Annotated in this window: 19 protein-coding genes; 13 read left to right on the top strand and 6 right to left on the bottom strand. The window is 68.6% G+C overall.

The genetic code is table 11. The features are described 5' to 3' along the window. Window positions 1–76: 76 nt before the first annotated feature. Window positions 77–256 carry an LPXTG cell wall anchor domain-containing protein gene (locus ACLJRM_RS11910; protein WP_044855691.1) on the bottom strand — a complete coding sequence of 60 codons (180 nt, stop codon included), beginning with the start codon at window positions 254–256 and terminating at the stop codon, window positions 77–79. 21 nt (window positions 257–277) lie between these two features. Beyond that, complete coding sequence (locus tag ACLJRM_RS11915) at window positions 278–1,054, bottom strand: choice-of-anchor P family protein (protein ID WP_101612217.1); 777 nt, start codon at window positions 1,052–1,054, stop codon at window positions 278–280. Window positions 1,055–1,479: 425 nt separating this feature from the next. Between ACLJRM_RS11915 and xrtP the strand changes: the two genes are divergently transcribed. Both xrtP and ACLJRM_RS11925 read left to right on the top strand, forming a co-directional pair. Continuing rightward, a complete protein-coding gene (xrtP, locus tag ACLJRM_RS11920) occupies window positions 1,480–1,977 on the top strand; it encodes an exosortase P (protein ID WP_101612218.1) in 498 nt (165 codons plus the stop codon). Continuing rightward, on the top strand, window positions 1,977–3,365 hold the full coding sequence (locus ACLJRM_RS11925) for a glycosyltransferase (RefSeq protein WP_410663011.1): 1,389 nt from the start codon (window positions 1,977–1,979) through the stop codon (window positions 3,363–3,365). The genes xrtP and ACLJRM_RS11925 overlap by 1 nt, the downstream gene beginning before the upstream one ends. A gap of 44 nt (window positions 3,366–3,409) precedes the next feature. On the opposite strand, the gene ACLJRM_RS11930 is transcribed toward ACLJRM_RS11925, so the two are convergent. Next, on the bottom strand, window positions 3,410–5,305 hold the full coding sequence (locus ACLJRM_RS11930) for an N-acetylmuramoyl-L-alanine amidase (RefSeq protein WP_410663012.1): 1,896 nt from the start codon (window positions 5,303–5,305) through the stop codon (window positions 3,410–3,412). 143 nt (window positions 5,306–5,448) lie between these two features. Between ACLJRM_RS11930 and ACLJRM_RS11935 the strand changes: the two genes are divergently transcribed. The 3 genes from ACLJRM_RS11935 to groL all read left to right on the top strand — a co-directional run bounded on the left by ACLJRM_RS11935 (window position 5,449) and on the right by groL (window position 8,575). Then, entirely contained in the window at window positions 5,449–6,111 is a 663-nt protein-coding gene (locus ACLJRM_RS11935) for an HAD family hydrolase (protein ID WP_410663013.1), read from the top strand. Window positions 6,112–6,568: 457 nt separating this feature from the next. Next, entirely contained in the window at window positions 6,569–6,862 is a 294-nt protein-coding gene (gene groES, locus ACLJRM_RS11940) for a co-chaperone GroES (RefSeq protein ID WP_007031106.1), read from the top strand. Between the two features lie 99 nt (window positions 6,863–6,961). Next, on the top strand, window positions 6,962–8,575 hold the full coding sequence (groL, locus tag ACLJRM_RS11945; RefSeq protein ID WP_101612222.1) for a chaperonin GroEL: 1,614 nt from the start codon (window positions 6,962–6,964) through the stop codon (window positions 8,573–8,575). Window positions 8,576–8,806: 231 nt separating this feature from the next. Here the strand turns inward: groL and ACLJRM_RS11950 are convergent, their stop codons facing one another. Continuing rightward, complete coding sequence (locus tag ACLJRM_RS11950; RefSeq protein ID WP_037315007.1) at window positions 8,807–9,109, bottom strand: WhiB family transcriptional regulator; 303 nt, start codon at window positions 9,107–9,109, stop codon at window positions 8,807–8,809. Between the two features lie 249 nt (window positions 9,110–9,358). Here ACLJRM_RS11950 and ACLJRM_RS11955 point away from each other — a divergent pair, with 249 nt between their 5' ends. From ACLJRM_RS11955 to ACLJRM_RS11975, 5 genes are all read left to right on the top strand, one after another. After that, window positions 9,359–10,273 carry a MerR family transcriptional regulator gene (locus ACLJRM_RS11955; protein ID WP_410663180.1) on the top strand — a complete coding sequence of 305 codons (915 nt, stop codon included), beginning with the start codon at window positions 9,359–9,361 and terminating at the stop codon, window positions 10,271–10,273. A gap of 9 nt (window positions 10,274–10,282) precedes the next feature. After that, window positions 10,283–11,131 carry a hypothetical protein gene (locus tag ACLJRM_RS11960; protein WP_101612224.1) on the top strand — a complete coding sequence of 283 codons (849 nt, stop codon included), beginning with the start codon at window positions 10,283–10,285 and terminating at the stop codon, window positions 11,129–11,131. 130 nt (window positions 11,132–11,261) lie between these two features. After that, a complete protein-coding gene (locus ACLJRM_RS11965; protein ID WP_003073605.1) occupies window positions 11,262–11,858 on the top strand; it encodes a response regulator transcription factor in 597 nt (198 codons plus the stop codon). 383 nt (window positions 11,859–12,241) lie between these two features. Further along, window positions 12,242–12,814 (top strand): sigma-70 family RNA polymerase sigma factor, encoded by a 573-nt coding sequence (locus ACLJRM_RS11970; RefSeq protein ID WP_037314832.1) that lies wholly within the window; start codon window positions 12,242–12,244, stop codon window positions 12,812–12,814. After that, a complete protein-coding gene (locus tag ACLJRM_RS11975; protein ID WP_410663014.1) occupies window positions 12,815–13,762 on the top strand; it encodes an anti-sigma-D factor RsdA in 948 nt (315 codons plus the stop codon). A gap of 90 nt (window positions 13,763–13,852) precedes the next feature. Here the strand turns inward: ACLJRM_RS11975 and ACLJRM_RS11980 are convergent, their stop codons facing one another. Then, window positions 13,853–14,239, bottom strand: a complete 387-nt coding sequence (locus ACLJRM_RS11980; protein ID WP_005166667.1) for a DUF5319 domain-containing protein — start codon at window positions 14,237–14,239, stop codon at window positions 13,853–13,855. A 135-nt stretch (window positions 14,240–14,374) separates the two neighbouring features. Here ACLJRM_RS11980 and guaB point away from each other — a divergent pair, with 135 nt between their 5' ends. From guaB to ACLJRM_RS11995, 3 genes are all read left to right on the top strand, one after another. Continuing rightward, window positions 14,375–15,886 (top strand): IMP dehydrogenase, encoded by a 1,512-nt coding sequence (gene guaB, locus ACLJRM_RS11985; RefSeq protein WP_101612225.1) that lies wholly within the window; start codon window positions 14,375–14,377, stop codon window positions 15,884–15,886. Window positions 15,887–15,967: 81 nt separating this feature from the next. After that, a complete protein-coding gene (locus ACLJRM_RS11990; protein WP_101612226.1) occupies window positions 15,968–16,447 on the top strand; it encodes a DUF3574 domain-containing protein in 480 nt (159 codons plus the stop codon). A 172-nt stretch (window positions 16,448–16,619) separates the two neighbouring features. Further along, window positions 16,620–17,753 (top strand): GuaB3 family IMP dehydrogenase-related protein, encoded by a 1,134-nt coding sequence (locus ACLJRM_RS11995; protein ID WP_101612227.1) that lies wholly within the window; start codon window positions 16,620–16,622, stop codon window positions 17,751–17,753. Window positions 17,754–17,786: 33 nt separating this feature from the next. Here ACLJRM_RS11995 and ACLJRM_RS12000 read toward each other — a convergent pair whose 3' ends face one another. After that, window positions 17,787–18,356, bottom strand: a complete 570-nt coding sequence (locus tag ACLJRM_RS12000) for a DinB family protein (RefSeq protein WP_410663015.1) — start codon at window positions 18,354–18,356, stop codon at window positions 17,787–17,789. Window positions 18,357–18,426 lie beyond the last annotated feature (70 nt).

Consider the following 18,426-nt stretch of genomic DNA (forward strand, 5'->3'; position numbering starts at 1 on the left):
GTCCCGGAAAATCCCGGTGACGGCCGCCGGCGTGCGAAGGGCCCACGCCGGCGGCCGGTCCTGCCGAAGGGAGCGATCAGCTCCCCACCTTGCCGAGCCGTTTCGTGCGGCGGTAGCCGGCGATGACCGCGATGGTTCCGAGAACCAGCAGGATCACGCCGACGGCCAGCCACCAGCCGACATCGGCCCCGGTGGCGGCGAGGGCACCCACCCCACCACCGGCGACGCCGACTCCGGCGCCAGGCAACTTGTACATCTGGACCTCACTTCACCCAGGTCAGGCGGTGGTCGCCGGACGCCGGTTGCGGACGACGCGGATACCGACCGGAACGGCGACGGCACCGAGCAGGCCGAGACCGATCCACAGCCCCGCGCCCGAAGCGAGCGGCACGGGCAGGCCGGCCGGGCCACAGGTGGCCGACGAGACGATCACGTCACCGGAACCGAGAGCGCCGACGACGCCGCCCAGCAGCTTCACGTGGATCGCGTTGACGGTCAGGCTGCCGTCGGCGTTCTTGATCTGCTCATTGAGGGTGATCGTCGCGACGTTGATGAGGCCGAGAGCGACCTTGATCTGGGTGTTCGGTGCCGGCGTCGTGTCGACGGCGCCCACACTGCCGAGGTTCGGGGCGACCAGGCTGGTCGCGCCCTGCACACCCTTCTGGGTGGCGGTGCAGGTGGCTTCGACGGCCTTGACGCCGACGTTGCCGAGGGCGGCCTTGAGCAGCGGCAGCCCGACGTCGGCCGTGCTGGCCTTGGCCGTCACCGCGCCGGAGTTGTCGTCGCGTTTGGCCTCGGTGTTGATCGCGCCCGCGGTCAGCACACCGGCGAGGTTGACCGTCGCGAGGCTGTTGGTGGTCGGCCCCGAGGTCTTCGCTTCGGCGAGCGGCCCGGCCTTCACCGCGTCGAGGCCGAGGAGCGATACATCGACCTTGACGCCATACGCGGAGCCGTCACCGGGGGCCGCCGAGGCGGGTACCGCGCCGGCGAGGGCAACGCTCACCACCACAGCGGCGAGCAATCCGCCTCGTCGCAAGAGGTGCGTGTTCTTCAACTGGTCCTCCGAATTGATTCGTGGGGTTTTCTCCGGTCGTCGCTTGGGCGTGACCGTCGCGGACGAATCCCGGGTGGCCTGATTCGGCTCGCGGATCGTCTATCGCCGAGTGTTTCTCAAATTGCACAGAAAACGTCCAGGATCACCGGATCAGGTGGTTTCGATGCCATTCTTCGCAGGTCGTGGAGAACATCACTCGTTCGGCCTAGTCAGTTAGTCCACGATCGTGCCGAAAGGCCCCATGATCGCACTGGAATTGCGAACCCCGGGCGAAAGGGCTGGTTCCCGCTCGCTTAACCTCGTCAGCGAGGTCCCTGTCCGCTTCGTCGAATCCCATCGTCCGCAGCGTCTTTCCTGAGAGGGTCACCGTGGCCGTCGCGAGCGCTCCTTTGCCCAGTTCCAGTCGGTTCCCGCTCCGTGTCGCGGTGCTGGCGGTCATCGCCGTCGCGGCAGGCCTGGTGCTGGCCGAACGCGTCTACCGCGTGTTCGAGGTACAACTCTCCGGGTTGATACTGAGGGTCATCACCACATCGGGTGTCTTTGTCGCGGGCGAGCGCGAGACGGTCTACTTTGGGTTGTCAGGCGATACTCCACTCGGGTTGCGAATGACGCCGGAATGCTCTTCGGCATTCATGTTGCTACCACTCTTACTGGTGACCGCCGCCATGTTGTATTTCCGTCCGCGAAATGCGAAGAGACTGTTCGTGTCGCTGGCCATTTCGGCGGCCGTGGTGATTCTTGTCAATCAGATGAGGGTTTTGGCGATCGTCGGACTCGTGAACTGGCTCGGCGTGGACGAAGGTTATTACTGGGGACACACTTTGCTCGGTTCGATGGTGAGCGTCATCGGTGGCGCGGTCGCCCTCGTGCTCTTCGTCTGGCTGGGCACCCGCAAGCCCCGTGCCGAGCGCGAGGCCGTCTGATGGGCGGCGGCTCGCTCAAGATCCTGCTCGCGATCACCCAGGCGTTCGCGCTCACCATGAGCGTGGCGTTCATCGTGTACGTGGTCGTGATCGTCGTGCCGTACCTGCGGCGCAAACCCGCACCCGTCGGCGACGCCGCCGATTTCACCTGGCACTTCTTCGTTCCGTGCCGGGACGAGCAGTCCGTCATCCGCGAAACGGTGCGGTACCTGCGTTCGACCTTCCGGCACGCGCACGTCTGGGTCGTCGACGACGACTCGGAGGACCGCACGGCCCGGGTGGTCAAGTCGATCTGGCGGCGCAACGGCGGCTACGACCCGTACCTGCACCTGGTTCCCCGGCGCCGTCCGGAGGCGAGGACGGGCAAGGGCGACGCGCTCAACGCCGCCTACCAGGCGCTCAACGACTGGATGGGCCCGGACGCGAGCCGGGAGGACGTGGTCGTCGTGGTGGTCGACGCGGACGGCCGCCCGGCGGAGAACTGCCTCGAAGTGTGCGCCGCGGACCATCTGTTCGGCGACGAGACGATCGGCGCCGTGCAACTCGACGTCTGGATGGGCAACGCCGACAGCCGTCCGCCGGGGAGGAACTGGTTCTCGCGCGCCTTCGGGCTGAAGCTGGCCCAGATGCAGGATCTCGAGTTCCGCACGGCCATCGCGGCGATCCAGACCTCGCGCGGGTTCACCGGCACGATCTCCATGGGCGGCAACGGTCAGTTCACGCGACTGTCCGCGTTGGACTCGATCGCCGGGCCGGACGGACAGCCGTGGCGCGGTTCGCTGCTGGAGGATTTCGAACTCGGCGTGCACCTGCTGACCGCGGGCTGGCGGACCGGCTACACGCCGGATTCCCATGTGAAACAGGAAGGGCTGTACAGCCTCCGGCGGTTCCTGGTGCAGCGCACGCGCTGGGGCCAGGGCACGATGCAGTGTTCGCGGTACCTGCGGCGGATCTGGGATTCGCCGCACGTGAGCACGCTGGGCGCGGCGGAGATGATGTACTACCTCGCGCAGCCGTGGATGCAGTTGCTCGGCTCGCTGCTGTACCCGATCCCGTTCATCCTGCTGTTCTTCACCACCGCGGGGGATCCGGCGCAGGTGTGGACCTGGTTCGCCGACGACGGTGCTTGGATCCTGTTCGCGATCTACGGCTCTTTCGGGCTGCTGCCGTTCATCGTGTGGGGCCCGATCTACCAGTTCAAATGCCTGAAGAGCCGCAATCTCCTGCGTGGCATCGGGATGGGTTTCGTCTACGCGCTGTACATCTACACGTTCTACATCACGTCGTGGCGGGCGCTGCTCCGCCTGGTGCGCGGCCGGAACGGCTGGTCGAAGACGCGGCGGAACACCGAGCACGCTCCCGGGGTCAAGGTCGCCCTCGATTCCTGACCCGGATCGCGTTTAGCCCGCTAAACGCGATCCGGGTCAGGAGGTCAGAAGGCGGGCAGGAGCCGGACGTCGTCCGCCTTCACGAAGGCGACGCGGTGTCCGAACTGGATCTGCACGTAGCGCGTCTTTCCTTTGACGACGACGTGGTTCGCCGGGTCGAACGTCGTCGCCCAGTAATACTCGGAGCCGAGCACGTTGCCGACCGAGTACCGCTGCCCCGCCGAGAAGGTGTAGGGGAGCGGGATGACCTGCTGCACCGGCACGTTCGCCGGGTAGGCCTCAGGCTCGGGGTACGCGCGCCCGAACACCGGCACGGTCTCCAGACCGGGTTTCGGGGTGACGACCAGGCCGAACGCCGGGCTAGTCGTGCGCGCGTCGCGGAACCAGCCCTTCTGGCCGAGATACCAGATCGCCGTCCAGCCGTCGCGCCGCTCGGCGACGACGTAGCGCTGGCCGGTCTCCGCCCGGCTGCCGATGTCGGAGACGGCCATCGTGCTCACCGAACCGTCCGGGCGCAGGCCGATGTCCTTGAGCAGCGGCGCCGCGTCGTTCGGCTCGCTACGCAGCACGACAGAACCGGAACCCCTTGCCGGGCAAGGCTTTCCGGCGGTCTCGCAGCCGGTGAACGCGGGCTGGTTCGTCGCGAAGTCCGGCGTGATGGTCACCAGCGGCGAACCGGGACGCCCGAAGCCGGACAGGGGGGCGCCCATCAGGTCGAAGTAGTGCGACCAGTCCCAGTACGGGCCCGGATCCCAGTGCATGCCCTTGATGGTCGAGGGGATCGTGCCCGGGACGTTGTCGTGGCCGAGGATGTGCGCGCGGTCGAGCGGGACGTCGTACTTCCGCGCGAGGTAGCCCACGAGCTTCGCGGAGGTGCGGTACATCGCCTCCGTGTACCAAGTGCCCTTCGCGGCGAAGCCCTCGTGCTCGATGCCGACGGACTTCGCGTTGACGTACCAGTTGCCCGCGTGCCAGGCGACGTCCTTGGTCGGCACGTGCTGCGCGATCTGGCCGTCGGCTGAGCGGATCGTGTAGTGCCAGCTCACGTACGTCGGGTCGGTGACGAGGTCCATCGCCGTGTCCCAGTAACCCTCGGTGTCGTGGATGACGATGTATTCGATCTTCTGGCTCTTCGGCCGATCCGCCTTGTCGTGGTTGCCGTAGTCGTTGTCCGGCAACTCCTGGTACGGCGCCGGCACTGAGAGGCACGAGAGCTTCTTCGGGCACTCCGCCTTCGAGACGTCGGCCTGCGCGCGGGGCGCGCTCGTCGGCGTCGCGGCTAGAGCGACACTCTGGCCGTCGTCGGTCTTGCGACTGACGCCCTTGGAGATGGTGTCGAAGACTTCGTCGGCGAAGGACTGCGCTCCCGCTTTGTCCTTCGCGCCGCTGTAGCGCGCGACGGCGTCGTACCAGTCACCCGCTTCGCGTTGGTACTTCGCCAGAAGAGCGGCGCCACCGCGGATGTTCTGCGTGGTGTTCGTACGCAGCGTCGCGACGTCTTGGCCGATCAGCGCGGACGCCTCGTCGATGGTCTGGAGGCCGGGCGGGGGAGGCTTCGGCGCCGGTGTCGCCGGGAGTTTCGCCTGGCGGGCGTCGTCGCCGCGCGGGTCCTCCCCGCCTTCGTCGTGATGCGTGCCGGTGCCCGCTTCGCGCAGGTCGGTCAGGTGCATCGGGCCGTAGCCGGCGGACGTGCTCGGGGTGCCGGCGTTGAAGTCCCAGCGAGATTCCAGGAAGGAGACGCCGAGCAGGACGTGCTCGGGGACGCCGAACTCCCGCGCGGCGGCCGCGAAGTCCCGCTGACGCTGCTGATCCGCTGGGGCGGCGCCGGCGGGGACGGCGGCGAGGAGTCCGGCTGCGAGGGTGAGGACCGCGAGTCCGGCGGTCCGTTTGGACCGGCGCCGGAGCGGTTCGAGGGCAACGGGACGGAAGGGACGCGGCATGGGCGTGTACCCCCAGTGTCTAGGTCTGCTGTACAGGACCGACCCCAATGGTCGGAACCTAACCAGAAACCCGCCCCGTCCGTAAGGTCTGTCCAAGACTTGCGTTTAGCGGGCTAAACGCGATCCGGTGGCAAGGTGGGGGCATGACCGGGGTGAAGGAGCTTCTGCAGGAGAAGGACCATGTCTTCCTCGATTTCGACGGGCCGGTGTGCGACGTGTTCGCCGAGTTGCCGGCGCGGGAGGTGGCCGATCGGCTCAAACGCCTCGTCGGACCCGATCTGCCCGCTGACGTGCGCGCCACCGCCGATCCGTTCGACGTGCTGGAGTACGCGTGGTCGTGCGGTCCGAACACCGCGCACGTCGTCGAGCGGCAGCTCAGCCGCCTGGAGGGGGAGGCCGTCTCGCAGATCGCGCCCGCGCCGGGTGCGCAGGAGACGATTCGCGAGTGGGCCGCGCAGGGCTTCACGGTGACGATCGTCAGCAACAACTCCGTCGACGCGATCCGGTCGTTCCTCACGGTGTACGAGCTCACCGAGCAGGTCCGCCGGATCAGTGCGAGGAGCACGAGCGACCCGGGACAGCTGAAGCCGAACCCGACACTGATCGAGGCCGCGATGCGCGCTCTCGGTGCCTCGCCCGGGCAGTGCGTGATGATCGGCGACTCCGCCGCGGACGTCCTCGCCGCTCGCGCCGCGGGTGTCGCTTCAGTCGCCCTGGCGGTCACGCCCGCGAAGCGCGAGGCCCTCGCCTCCGTCGACCCCGATGCCCTGGTGGGCGACATGGCGGACTTGCGTTCAGCGGGCTAATCGCGATCTGGGCGGCGGGGACGTGCGACCGCTGGCCGGGCGACTTTCGCGCGCTAAACGCGATCCGCCAGCAAGCCCAGGAAGGGCACCGTCCCGACCTGGTTGTTGCTCACGAACGCCCGGAAGTAGCCGTCCCTCCAGCCCGGTCACCAGCTAATGGGCCCGCCACGCGCGTCGCCCGGACTCGGCACCATGGGCCAAGAGGCCGTCAACGGACGGGCACGCCGGACGAGTGCGATCGAGAGCGCCGAGGAACCTTGGCGGAACAAAACGGCCGGTCAGGAGCCTGGTGGCCCAGTTTTCGCAAGGTGATCGGACCCTCCTTGCGAAGCTGGCACTCACATGGCTAGAGTGCTAATTGCACGGCCCGAACACGCCCCGGCACCCGCGACGGCGGGGGTGGTAGGAGCCGTAACTCATCCTGCCAACGCTTTCGACGACCGTGGAGGTCAACCCGGTGAGCGTGAACATCAAGCCGCTCGAGGACAAGATCGTTGTCCAGACGAGTGAGGCCGAGGAGACGACCGCTTCCGGCCTCGTCATCCCCGACACCGCCAAGGAGAAGCCCCAGGAGGGCAAGGTTCTGGCCGTGGGCCCGGGCCGCATCGACGACAAGGGCAACCGCGTCCCGCTCGACGTTTCCGTCGGCGACGTCGTCATCTACTCCAAGTACGGCGGCACCGAAGTGAAGTACAACGGTGAGGACTACTTGATCCTCTCCGCTCGCGACGTGCTGGCCGTCATCAACTGACGTCCGCTCTCAGCGCATGACGCCCCGGGCCCCGCATTGCCGGGGAACGGGGCGTTCGTGTTTTCCGAGCAGTAAGACTGGAAGGTAAGCGGAACAGGCATGCCCAAGCAGATCAGTTTCGACGAGGACGCTCGTCGCGCGCTCGAGCGCGGGGTGAACAAGCTCGCCGACGCGGTCAAGGTCACCCTCGGCCCGCGCGGTCGCCACGTCGTGCTCGACAAGAAGTTCGGTGGCCCGACCATCACCCTCGACGGTGTCACCGTCGCTCGCGAGATCGAGCTCGACGACCCGTTCGAGAACCTCGGCGCCCAGCTCGCCAAGAGCGTCGCCACCAAGACCAACGACGTCGCCGGTGACGGCACCACGACCGCGACCGTGCTCGCGCAGTCGCTGGTGAAGGTCGGCCTGCGCAACGTCGCGGCCGGCGCGAACCCGACGGCCGTCGGCCGCGGCATCGAGGCCGCCGCGGAGAAGGTCATCGCGATCCTCAAGGAGAAGGCGACCCCGGTCAAGGGCCGCGACAACATCGCCCAGGTCGGCACCGTCACCTCGCGTGACGCGGCCATCGGCGCCCTGCTCGGCGAAGCCGTCGAGCGGGTCGGCGAAGACGGTGTCATCACGATCGAGGAGTCGTCCACGCTGGCGACCGAGCTCGTGATCACCGAGGGTGTGCAGTTCGACAAGGGTTTCCTGTCGGCGCACTTCGCGACCAACCCGGAAGAGCAGAAGGCGATCCTCGAGGACGCCTTCATCCTGCTGGTCCGCGAGAAGATCTCGTCCCTGGCCGACCTGCTCCCGGTGCTGGAGAAGGTCGTCGAGGCCAAGAAGCCGCTGCTGATCATCGCCGAGGACGTGGACGGCGAAGCGCTGTCGACCCTCGTGGTGAACTCGCTGCGCAAGACGATCACCGCCGTCGCGGTCAAGGCGCCGTTCTTCGGTGACCGCCGCAAGGCGTTCCTGGACGACCTCGCGGTCGTCACCGGCGGCGAGGTCATCTCGGCCGAGATCGGGCACAAGCTGTCCGAGACCACGCTCGCCCAGCTGGGCGGCGCGCGCCGGATCGTCGTCACCAAGGACGACACCACGCTCGTCGACGGTGCCGGCACCAAGGACGACATCGCCGGGCGCGTTTCGCAGATCCGCAAGGAGATCGAGAACACCGACTCCGACTGGGACCGCGAGAAGCTGCAGGAGCGGCTGGCGAAGCTCGGCGGCGGTGTCGCGGTGATCAAGGTCGGCGCGGCCACCGAGACCGAGCTCAACGAGCGTAAGCACCGCATCGAGGACGCCGTGGCTTCGACCAAGGCGGCCGTCGAAGAGGGCATCCTGCCCGGCGGTGGCTCGGCGCTCGTGCACGCGGTCAAGGAGCTCGAAGGCGGCCTCGGCCTCGAGGGCGACGAAGCGACCGGTGTCCGCATCGTCCGCGACGCGCTGTCCGCCCCGCTGTTCTGGATCGCGACCAACGCGGGCCACGAAGGCGCTGTCATCGTGAACAAGGTCCAGGAGCAGAGCTGGGGGCACGGCTTCAACGCCGCCACCGGTGAGCTCACCGACCTGCTGGCCGCCGGCATCGTCGACCCGGTCAAGGTGACCCGGTCCGCGGTGGCGAACGCCGCCTCCATCGCCCGGCTCGTGCTCACGACGGAGAGCTCCGTCGTCGAGAAGCCGGCCGACGAGGAGCCCGCCTCGGGCGGTCACGGCCACGCGCACTAGTTCCACCCTCGAAGCGGGGCGGTACTCCACTCGGAGTGCCGCCCCGTTTTGTCGTCCCGACCACCCCGTAGGCGCGCCTTTAGCGGGCTAAACGCGATCCGACGGCGGGGGAGCGCGACGGCGGGCGGATCGCGTTTAGCCCGCTAAACGCGACGCGCACCCGGGCCTGGACGCGCGGAAGGGCGGCACCCCACCCGGATGCCGCCCTTCCGCGTTGCCGACCCGGCCGGATCAGCCGTTCGACATGCTCAATGTGCGCTTGTCCGCCTTGATGATGTGCTCGCGTTCCGACTCCGACAGCCCGCCCCAGATCCCGTAGGGCTCGTGCACGGCGAGTGCGTGGGTCCGGCACATGGCCAGCACCGGGCAAGCCAGGCACACGGCTTTGGCCCTCGCCTCACGGCGGGCTCTGGCGGGCCCGCGTTCGCCGTCAGGGTGAAAGAAGGACGCGCTGTCCATGCCTCGGCACGACCCTTCGAGCTGCCAGTCCCATACATCGGCGTTGGGTCCCGGGAGCCTGCGTGTGTCCGCCATCCTGACCGCCTCCGTCATCCGGTCGAAGCGTTTAACCTGCTCTGCTGCGCTGCGGCTACTCCATTCGGTGCAACGGCCGTAACGTTAGAAGCGCGCCAATACTTGTTCAAGGGATTCAAGACGATTCAGCCGTTAGGCATCCCCCGGATGTGTGAGCGGTACTTTCCGTTCCGGTTGCCGGGGCACCGGCCTGCCTGGATATTGGGTCGAGTGGGATCTCGGATCAGCAGTGAAGAACCCACCCTGCCGGTGGCCTCCGTCGCACGCCGGCTCGGGGTCGCACCGTCCACCCTGCGAACCTGGGACCGCAGATACGGCGTAGGACCGAGCCGCCACACCAACGGCCGTCACCGCCGCTACGGCAGCTCCGACATCGGCCGTCTCGAACTGATGCAGCGCGCGTTGCTCCGCGGCGCCTCGACGGCCGAAGCGGCGAAGTACGCGCTCGAGCAGATGCCCCGAACGGCGGCGGAGAGCCCTGAAACCGCTGTGGTCCAAGTGGAGGAACAGGCCGCCTCGCCGCCGGCCGAGGATCACGACGTCCCGTCGCGCCTCGCCAGACGCTTGAGCACCGCCGCGCTCGCGATGGACTTCGGCGCGGTCCAGCGCATGCTCGCCGACACGATCCGCGAACTCGGTGTCCTGCCCGCCTGGACTGGCGTGGTGTCGCCGGTCCTGACCGCGCTCGGCGCCCGCTGGCGCGGGGTCAGCGCCGGTGCGGAGGTCGAGTACCTGCTCGCCGAATGCGTGTACGCCGCCCTCGTCCGCGCGACGCCCGTGCTCCGCGAGCCGCGCAACCAGCGACCGGTCCTGCTGACCTGCGTCCCGGACGAACGCGACAACATGCCGATGTACGCCCTCGCCGCGGCGCTCGCCGGACGCCGGATCGGGGCGCAGCTGTTCGGCGCCTCCCTGCCCGCCGAGGTGCTCGCGGTGACCGTCCGCCGCAGCGTCCCCGCCGCGGTGGTCCTGTGGTCGGGCCGGCCCGCGACCGCGGACCCGCGCCTGTTCTCCAGGGTGTCCCGCGGCCGTCAACGCAGCAGGCTGTTCGCCTGCGGTCCCGGCTGGGATCCCGCGACCCTCCCGGACAAGATCGAACTGCTCGGCGAGCTGACGACGGCCGCCGACCGGATCGAGCACGTTCTTGTCGGTGCGAGGCGATAGAAAGGACCGATGGAAGCGTCCTTGCGGTCCGCCGCGTTCGGCGACGGCGTGCCGCCGCCGAAACCCTTCGAGGTGCCCGCGTCGCCTCGTGGACGGCTGCTCGCCGCGATCGTGCTCGGCGGACGCGGCCGGTACGCGGCGGCGGCCACCCTGCTGAACGATTTGCGCACGAGCAAGGACCCGGTGCTCGCGTCGTTGGCCGCGAGCACGCTGGCGTCGCATCGACGGCAGTTGGGCGGGCACGCGGCGGCCCTCGTGCTCGACGGTGAGGCGCTCGCGCTGGCGATCGGGGTGCCAGGGGGCGAACCCGATCCCGACGGCCTGGACGCCGAAGGGGCGCGGGCGGACGCCCTCCTCGGTCTCGCGGCGGACAACCTCGGGCGGGGAAGGCTGGCCGCCGCCCGGCGGCTGGTGGCGCGTGCGGGAGCGCACACCGGCAACTGGCGGAGCCGAACCAGGGCCGGTTGGGTGGGCGCGGAAATCGAACTGGCGAGTAACCTTTCCGGGGCGGGGATCGCACCTGCGGAAATGGCGTGGGAAACCGCGCGGATCCGGGGCGCGTGCCGACATGTCGTCAAATCACAGCTTGTACTCGGCGTGACGATCGCGAATGGGAGTTCCGCTCAGCGGGAGCGGGCGAAGGCGCTGGTCGAGAGCGCTCGCGAAACCGCCGAAAAATACGAATTCAATTCACTTCTGTGGGTGGCCTGCCTGCTCGCGGCCGACCTCGGGGCAGGACACGCCGATGAGTATCGATTCAGAGTGCCCGAACTGTTGCACGCAGTGTTACGGCACGCAGATCCTTGCGGGAGGTGGCTCGCCCGGGAATCTCCGTGGGTCCCCGCCGGAGGCGTCTAGCCTGTTGGAGGGCCCATTCCGGCAACTGGGCTAAGAGTTTTCAAAAAAAGCCACCGGATCGTGTCAAGGTTCGGGCTAAAGCGTCCGATAGGGGAAGTGGAATGTCACCCGGCTGCAGGAAGGAAACCCCGTGACGACGGTCTTGATCTGCGACGACCGACGCAGTGTCCGCGAAGGGCTCACTCGAGTGATGTCCGCGGTCCCAGGGGTCAGTCGCATCGACTGCGTAGCGCACGGTGACGAGCTGCTGGCCCGGTACTCCCGTCAGCCGGTCGACGTCGTGCTGGTCGGTACCCAGCGCGCTGTCCCGACTGGCGTCGAAGCCACCAGGCGGCTCGTCTCAGCGAACCCCCAAGCGAACGTGATCGTGTTCGGCGCCCCGGACGATGCGGGCAGCATCGCCGCCGCCATCGCCGGCGGAGCCCGCGGCTACCTGCGTTGGGACGCCTCGCGTCCCGAGCTGGTCGCCGCACTGGCGCACACCCTCGCCAGCACTTCGGTGCCGGCGCCGCGCCAGCCGTCCGACCCCGGTGTCCAGCTCACCGAGCGCGAGCTTCAGGTGCTCCGCGGAATGAGCCAGGGCAAGAGCAACGGACAGATCGGCCGCGAGCTGTATCTGTCCGAAGACACCGTGAAAACCCACGCGCGCCGCTTGTTCCGCAAGCTCGGCGTGCGAGACCGCGCTCAAGCGGTCGCCCACGGATTCCGCCGTGGACTCGTTTCCTGACAATGCTTTCCTGATTTCACTGGCTGGATTGCGCAACGGGTGACAACGGGCCGGGGGCGAACCCCCTGGCCCGTACCTGTGTTCCCTGTCACGCTTCGCGCCTTTATGCTCACCGCTCGGGCACTCTTGCCCGAGCGTGTCCGCCTTCGGGTGGACCGTCGTATCCCACTGCGTTCCAGCTCGTTGAAAGTTCGACTACGAGCGAAGGGAACCCAGGAAGACCCGGGTCTCAGCGTGCTCGCCGGAAAGGCGGCGCGCCGATGGCGGCCGTCAGCGAAGGCGGCGGGCCCGGGCGGTACGGTAGCTATCACCGGTAGTGGCCTCCGAAGTCACACGCCGGACTCTTTGCACACCTATACGTAACACTGGGACTGTTGTCTGCGATGGCCAATGTGGGGGACGGACTGGATGAGCCGGTCGCCGCTGCTGTTGAGGGTGATCCTCAAGCGGTCGAGCGGTTGCTGGCGGCCATCCGTCCTTTGGTAGTGCGGTACTGCCGCGCTCGGGTTGGCAGGCAGGAGCGTTCGTTCGCTTCCGCAGACGACGTTGCTCAGGAGGTGTGTCTCGCGGTGCTCACGGCATTGCCTTCGTACCGTGATCAGGGCCGCCCGTTCCTGGCCTTCGTCTACGGGATCGCCCAGCACAAGGTGGCCGACGCGCATCGCGCCGCCGCCCGTAACCGGGCTGAACCGGTCGCCGAAGTCCCCGATGAGATCGAGGGCGGCGTCGGTCCCGAGCAGCGTGCCCTCCAAGGCGAGCTGAACGAGCGTATGTCGCAGCTGCTCCGTGTACTTCCCGACAAACAGCGCGAGATCGTCGTCTTGCGTGTCGTCGTCGGACTGTCCGCCGAAGAGACGGCCGAAGCCGTGGGGTCCACCCCCGGCGCCGTCCGGGTGGCCCAGCATCGCGCCCTGGCGCGCCTACGTAAGGTTCTGGCCGCTGAGGAGGTGATCTGAGTGACCGATCGCGACCATCGGTTCTCCCCTGGGACCGATCGTGAACTGACGGCCTTCGAAAGAGGGCTGACGTCCTCCGAGGCGGAGTTCGCCGCTGATCTTTCGGCTGTTCAGGCCGATGACGCGCTGCTCGACGCTCTCGGCGGCTCGGACCCGAAGATGGCCGACGACCTCGGCGATCAGGAGCTCAACGCGCTCCTGCTGGCCTGGCGGCGTGACATCGACAGCGAACCGCTCGCGGAGCTCGTCGACATCGACACCGCCGTCGTCACCGTGAAGACGGCCGCGCTGGCCCGCAAACACGGGGGAAGACGCCGGCTGCTGGTCCCGGTGGCCGCCGCTGCGGCTGTCCTGGCCATCGCCTTCGCCGGTACCGGTCTCGCCGCGAAGGACGCGCAGCCTGGTGACACGCTCTGGGGCCTGACCAAGGTGCTTTACGCCGACCACGCTCGGTCGGTCGAGGCCGCTGCGGCGGCCAAACTCGATCTCGAGAAGGCCAACCTCGCGCTCGCCGGCGGACGCCTCGACGACGCGCGCAAGGCGCTCGACGAGGCACAGGCCGCGCTGAGCCAGGTGACAGACGAAGAAAACCGCGATCAGCTGCTCGAACAGCATCGCCAGTTGAGCGCCCAGCTGCAGAATCCCGGCCAGCAGCCACTGCCGCCGGATCAGCAGTCGCCGACGCAGACCCCGGTCGCGACGACCCCGCAGCCCACTCCGCAGCCGACAGCTCCGCCGACGTCGCTGCCGGGAGGCGGCAACCCGGGGACGAGCCTGCCGGGCACCACGACTCCCACCCCGACTCCGCCGACCACGACGAGTGAGCCTCCGCCGCCCACCACGTCGACGACGCCGCCCGCCTCGGGCAACGACCCCGGTGGCTCGCGTAACGAGCCGTCGCCGGGTGCCGGAGCACAGGCACCGGGCGCCGCGGCCGAGACGCCGTAACACCCCAAGAACGCCGAAGGGCCTGGTGAGATCCCTCTCACCAGGCCCTTTCGCGTAAGTCCCAAATCGCCTTTAGCGGGCTAAACGCGATCAGTAGGCGCTCTCGTTGGCGGTGACGCCGTCCGCGAAACCGCGGCAGTAGTCCCAGCTCACGTAGTCACCGGGGTTCGGATCGAACGCGGGCTCGTGCGGCCGCATCCGGCCGTCGGCGAGCAACTGCTCGAGACTGGCGCGCAGCAGATGCCAGTCGTGATAGTGGGGTTCGTCGCATTCACCGCAGTCGACCACGATCCCGCGTACCCCGCGCGGTTCGAGAAGCGCCTGGTAGACGGCGAGATCGGAGAGGTCGGCCAGCAACTCGGTGCGCTCTTCGTCGCTGATCGGCTCGTCGAGCCGGTCGGCGTCGTCGATGAACGCGCGGGCCGGGTCGTCCGGGTCATCCGCGAACGGGTCTGGGGGCAACGCATCTTGCGGCACGCCTGCACGCTACCGGGCGCCCACCCGGGCCGAGCGGCCGCCCGGCCCGGATATCATGAGGGGCAGGCCCTCGCCGTGATGTCCTCAGCCACGGCGGCCCCCATTAGTCACCGCTAGGAAGGCCCCTCGCCTGCTATGACCAGCGACAGCGTCACCGCCCCCGTCCCGAGCAAGTTCGCCATGCTCGGGCTGACCTTCGACGACGTGCTGCTGCTGCCGGCCGAGTCCGACGTGGTGCCCAGTGCGGTCAGCACCCGCACCCGGCTCTCCCGCAACGTCACCCTGAACATCCCGCTGGTCTCCGCCGCCATGGACACGGTCACCGAAGGCCGCATGGCGATCGCCATGGCGCGCCAGGGCGGGATGGGCGTGCTGCAGCGCAACCTGCCGATCGACGACCAGGCGTCCGCCGTCGAGGTCGTGAAGCGTTCGGAAGCCGGCATGGTGACCGACCCGGTCACGTGCTCGCCTGAAGACACCCTCGCCGAGGTCGACGCGCTCTGCGCGCGGTTCCGGATCTCCGGTGTGCCGGTGACGGACGCCGCCGGGACGCTCGTGGGCATCATCACCAACCGCGACATGCGGTTCGAGGTCGACTACACCCGTGCGGTGCACGAGGTGATGACGAAGCTTCCGCTGGTCACCGCGCAGGTCGGCGTCACCGCGGAAGCCGCGCTCGGGCTGCTGCGCCGTCACAAGATCGAAAAGCTCCCGATCGTCGACGGCGCCGGCAAGCTGCGCGGGCTGATCACGGTCAAGGACTTCGTGAAGACCGAGCAGTACCCCAACGCCTCCAAGGACACCAACGGCCGCCTGATCGTCGGTGCCGCCGTCGGCGTCGGCCCGGACGGGCACAAGCGCGCGATGGCGCTGGCCGACGCCGGGGTCGACGTGCTGATGGTCGACACCGCCCACGGGCACTCCCGCGCCGTCGTCGAGACCGTCGCGCTGCTGAAGAAGGAACTGGGCGACACCGTCGACATCGTCGGCGGCAACGTCGCGACGCGGGCGGGCGCGCAGGCGCTGGTGGACGCGGGCGCGGACGGGATCAAGGTCGGCGTCGGCCCGGGCTCCATCTGCACCACCCGGATCGTCGCCGGGGTCGGTGTGCCGCAGATCTCCGCGATCTACGAGGCCGACCAGGCCGCTCGCCCGGCCGGGATCCCGGTGATCGGCGACGGCGGTATCCAGTACTCGGGCGACATCGCGAAGGCGATCGCGTCCGGCGCGTCCACCGTGATGCTCGGCAGCCTGCTCGCGGGCACCGCCGAATCGCCCGGTGACCTGATCCTGGTCAACGGCAAGCAGTTCAAGACCTACCGCGGCATGGGCTCGCTGGGCGCCATGCAGTCGCGCGGCCAGGCGAAGTCCTACTCGAAGGACCGCTACGCGCAGGACGACGTGCTGAGCGAGGACAAGCTGGTCCCCGAGGGCATCGAGGGACGGATCCCGTTCCGCGGGCCGCTCGCGAACGTCGTCCACCAGCTGGTGGGCGGGCTGCGGTCGGGGATGGGCTACGCGGGTGCGTCGACGATCCCCGAGCTGCAGGAGGCGCAGCTGGTGCGGATCACCGCGGCCGGACTCAAGGAGAGCCACCCGCACGACATCACGATGACCGTCGAGGCGCCGAACTACACCACCCGGTAGTCCGCCCGTTAGGACACTTACCCATCCGGTTCCGTTCCCAGGAGACTTGGTCCGCTGATCAAGTCTCCTGGGAGGAACCCGATGTCTTTCTCGCTGACCACTTCACGGCGGACCGCGCTGGCCGTCTTCGCCGCCGCGGCGCTCGGCCTCGGCGGCGGGGTGGCGGCCTCGGCCGTCCCCACCGCTTCCGCGGCGCCTTCGACGCCTGATGCCGTGGGGCTCCAGGCATCGCCGGGTGACCTGTGGAAGCGCACCGAGCTGTACTTCGGCACGACGAAGCCGGGCGGCGGGGAGCTGACCGACGCCGAGTTCACCGCCTTCACCGACAAGGTCGTCACGCCGCGGTTCCCGGACGGGTTCACCGAGCTGACCGGGCGCGGGCAGTGGCGCGGCTCGGACGGGAAGATCTCGCGGGAGAAGTCGAAGGTGATCGTCGTCGTTTATCCCTTCAGCGACCGCGACGCGAACCGGGAGATCGAGGAGATCCGGACCGACTACAAGAAGGCGTTCTCGCAGGAATCCGTCCTCCGGACCGACTCCGTGGAGAAGGTCTCGTTCTGACCCTCCAGCCCCACTCGCCCCACCGGCGCGCCTTTAGCGGGCTAAACGTGAAACTGGTGAGGCAGGTGGGGCTGGTGTGACTTCGGGGCCGGTTCGGGAGCCCCGTGCGCAGGTCACCCACGCGGCCTAGCGACAATGGGGTGTAACGGTCGTCGTTGAGAAGGGACTTGACGTGCGGGATCTGGTCGAGATCGGCATGGGCCGCACCGCGCGGCGGGCGTATGACCTCGATGACGTGGAGATCGTGCCGTCGCGGCGCACCCGGTCGTCTTCGGTCGTGTCCACCGCCTGGCAGATCGACGCGTACCGGTTCGAGTTGCCGCTGGTCACGCACCCCACCGACGCGATCGTGTCGCCGGGGACCGCAGTGGCCGTCGGCGAGCTCGGCGGGTTGGGCGTCCTCAACGCCGAAGGGCTCTGGGCGCGGCACCCGAACGTCGAGGACGCGATCTTCCGCCTCGTCCGGGCGGCCGAGGACACTTCGGACCCGACCGCGATCGTGCGTGAGCTGCAGGAACTGCACTCCGCCCCGATCCGGCTGGACCTGCTGACCGAGGCGATCAAGACCGTCCGCGAATCCGGTGTCACGGTGGCCGCGCGGGTCAGCCCGCAGCACGCCGCCGAACTCACGCCGGACCTGCTGGCGGCGGGCGTCGAGATCCTGGTCGTGCAGGGCACGATCATCTCGGCCGAGCACGTCCAGCGCGACGCCGAGCCGCTGGACCTGAAGGACTTCATCGGACGTCTCGACGTCCCGGTGATCGCGGGCGGCGTCAGCGACTACCGCACCGCGATGCACCTGATGCGCACCGGCGCGGCCGGCGTGATCGTCGGTCACGGTGCCAGCCGCGGCGTGACGAGCACCGACAGCGTGCTCGGGATCGGGACGCCGATGGCGACCGCGATCGTCGACGCCGCCGCCGCGCGCCGCGACTACCTCGACGAGACCGGTGGCCGGTACGTGCACGTGCTCGCCGACGGCGGCATGAGCGTTTCCGGCGACATCGCCAAGGCGATCGCCTGCGGTGCCGACGCGGTCATGCTGGGTGCGCCGCTGGCCGCCGCCTCCGAGGCGCCGGGGCAGGGGCTCTACTGGACGTCCGCGGCCGCGCACCCGTCCCTGCCGCGTTCTCGCGTGGCCTTGGGTCCGGACTACGCCGTCGACCTCAAGACGCTCCTCTTCGGGCCGTCCTCGGACGCTGAGGGCGTCGTAAACCTCTTCGGAGCGCTTCGTCGCGCGATGGCGAAGACGGGCTACTCGGACCTGAAGGAGTTCCAGCGCGTCGGTCTGACCGTGCGCCGCTGACATCCGACCCCGGCCCGGAGCGCGTTTAGCCCGCTAAACGCGCTCCGGCGCCGCCTTGGCCGCACGTTCGATTTCCGCGCGCCGGTCCGCCCAGAACGTCGCGTCCTGTCCCGGCCGGGACGGGCTTTCCACTTGGCCGTCCAGCTGTTCCCGCAGGATGTCGGCGTGTCCGGCGTGCCTGTTGGTCTCGGTGAGGATGTGGACAAGAACGTTGAACAGCTTCACGTCGGGACGCGGCCACCAGGGCACGTGGCCGGGCGAGTCGACGGCGAGCGTGGCGATGGTCGCGTCGGAGTGCTCCCAGGCGCGCCGGTAGAGACTGATGATCTCCTCGCGGGTTTCGTGCTCGGTCGCCCACAGGTCGGTACCCCGCTCGGGGATGGCCTCGGGGAACGGCCGGCCGAAGACCTCGCCGAAGTAGCGGGCTTCCCAGGCCGCCAGGTGCTTGACCAGGCCGAGAAGGTTGGTTCCGGTCGAGGTCATGGGCCGCCGGATGTCGTACTCGGACAGCCCGTCGAGCTTCCCGAGCATCGCCTCGCGGATCTCCTTCAGGTCACCGTGCAGGTATTCCTTCGCGAATTCGTCGATCACGACTCCGAGCATGCACCATCCGGGTGGAAGGTAACCGGCCAGTAACTTACCTCTGGTCAGAAGGGGTGGCCGGGGTTACAGT

The organism is Amycolatopsis sp. lyj-84 (genome assembly GCF_046549075.1).
Taxonomy (GTDB): Bacteria; Actinomycetota; Actinomycetes; order Mycobacteriales; family Pseudonocardiaceae; genus Amycolatopsis.